This window comes from Mesorhizobium sp. M7A.F.Ca.CA.002.15.2.1, assembly GCF_003998715.1.
Classification (GTDB): domain Bacteria; phylum Pseudomonadota; class Alphaproteobacteria; order Rhizobiales; family Rhizobiaceae; genus Mesorhizobium; species Mesorhizobium ciceri.
In genome coordinates this window covers 1-1,525 of the sequence record NZ_RZPI01000953.1, presented here as the reverse complement: position 1 = coordinate 1,525, position 1,525 = coordinate 1, and the positions used below count along the sequence as shown (strand labels likewise).

Genomic DNA, 1,525 nt, shown 5'->3' with positions numbered 1-1,525 from the left:
ACGAACGGCCGCGCGATCACCCGTCCGATCCTGAGCGGGTCAACCAGCCTGCGCACCACCTGGCAGAATTCATAAAGCCGATCGAGGCCGAAATGGACTTCATGCGCGGCGATTTGCAGGACCGAGTCGACCGACGTGTAGCAGATCGGCTTGCCGGTCCGGATGTGTTCCTCGCCAAAGCGCTCGATGATTTCGGTGCCCGGCGCATGGCAATTGCCGAGAATGCCCGGCACCTTGCCTTCGCGGATCATCGCCTCGGTCAGTTCGGCCGGAAAGGCGGGAACCGTATCCGGGAAATAGCCCCAGTCGAGGCGCACCGGCAGGCCGGCGATCTCCCAATGGCCCGACGGCGTGTCCTTGCCGCTCGAAACCTCCTGTGCGGCGCCGTGAAAGGCAGTTGGGAGCAGATCCGTCCCGCTGCTGGCAAAGCCCAGCCCCGTTGCGGTTTCGGCAGCCTTGCCAAGCCCGAGCGAGGCCATCTGGGGGACAAACAGCGGTCCACTGCGAAGCCCTTCGCGATCCGCGCGGCCCTCTGCACAGGCTTCTGCGATGTGCGCGAATGTGTTGGCGCCGGCGTCGCCGTAGCGGTCGGCGTCGGCCGCTCCACCGATGCCGAAGGAGTCCAGAACGAAGAGGAAAGCGCGTGCCATCGAGTTGTTGCCAGTTTGACCGACCAGACATAGGGTTCCGCGACTTCATTGGCAATTCGGAAACCAAACGGCAACGGCTTGGCGTGATAGTCTGGTGCATGTCGCCCAAAAGTGCGCAGCGGTTTTGGGATAACGACATGCACAAACAGAGATGCATGTCGCCCAAAAGTGCGCAGCGGTTTTGGGATAACGACATGCACAAACAGAGATGCATGTCGCCCAACGGTGCGCAGCGGTTTTGGGCTGCGATATGCACAAATGCTCCGGGCATGGGCATGAATCGAGGACAACAGACCGTGGTTCCTGTCATGAGGGTTGCGCTGAAGACTTATGCCGCTCTCATGCTGGCGCAGGTCGCGCTCTGGTCAAATCCGGCGCATGCCGACTGGCGCGACGATATCGGCACGTTTCGCATCGGCATCGTTGCCGAGCCAGGCGCCGGCAACTCCGTTCCGGGGCTGGCACTGTTGACCGACGCCTACACCAAGGCCTTGGGCATGAAGGTCGAGTTTGTCGTTGCCCGCAACTATGCCGCGCTGATCGAGGCGCAGGCCAATGCCCGCATCGAATATGCGATCTATTCGGCCACCGCATATGCGACGGCCTCGCAGCGCTGCTTATGTATCGAACCGCTTGTGGCTCCGGTCGATTCAGACGGCGCGATCGGCATCCGCTCGGTTCTGCTGACGCGGGACGGCAAGCTGCCCGACCTTGCGGCGATGGACAGCCATCGTATCGCCATGGCGCCTCCTGACAGCGTCGGCGGTTCTCTCTTGCCATTGGCGGCGTTGGCGGCGGAAGGCCGCAAGATCGCGGAAGATGCACCGTTTCTGGTCCATGCCGATTCGGCCGCGGCGGCCGAGACGATGCTGGTC

The 1,525-nt window shown here is 62.6% G+C and carries 1 protein-coding gene and 1 pseudogene; one reads left to right on the top strand and one right to left on the bottom strand.

What is annotated here, in order from left to right:
* Nucleotides 1-650: pseudogene (locus ENZ74_RS31455) on the bottom strand (phosphopentomutase); the annotation flags it as partial.
* Between the two features lie 308 nt (nt 651-958).
* Between ENZ74_RS31455 and ENZ74_RS31450 the strand changes: the two are divergent.
* The coding region (locus ENZ74_RS31450; RefSeq protein WP_164761380.1) for a PhnD/SsuA/transferrin family substrate-binding protein at nt 959-1,525 on the top strand (567 nt) is incomplete at its 3' end.